A 257-nucleotide genomic window follows, 5' to 3' on the forward strand; every position below is an offset into this window, starting at 1 on the left:
CCGACACCTCGGGAGCCTCTTCGAGGATCACATGGGCATTGGTGCCACTGATACCGAAGGACGACACACCCGCACGACGGGAACGGTCCTCCGACCGCGGCCACTCCACACCGTCGGTCAGCAGGGTGACCTCCCCCGCCGTCCAGTCCACATGCGACGACGGCTCGTCGGCGTGCAGGGTGCGCGGCAGCACCCCATGCCGCATCGCCATCACCATCTTGATCACACCACCGACACCGGCAGCCGCCTGCGTGTGG

General features: G+C 67.7%; 1 protein-coding gene. It reads right to left on the bottom strand.

The features are described from left to right. Positions 1–257: ketoacyl-synthetase C-terminal extension domain-containing protein (locus IH68_RS51510; RefSeq protein WP_159403917.1), on the bottom strand; the 257-nt coding region annotated here is incomplete at both ends.

The sequence above is a fragment of the Streptomyces sp. NRRL S-646 genome (assembly GCF_000720765.1).
Classification (GTDB): Bacteria; Actinomycetota; Actinomycetes; order Streptomycetales; family Streptomycetaceae; genus Streptomyces.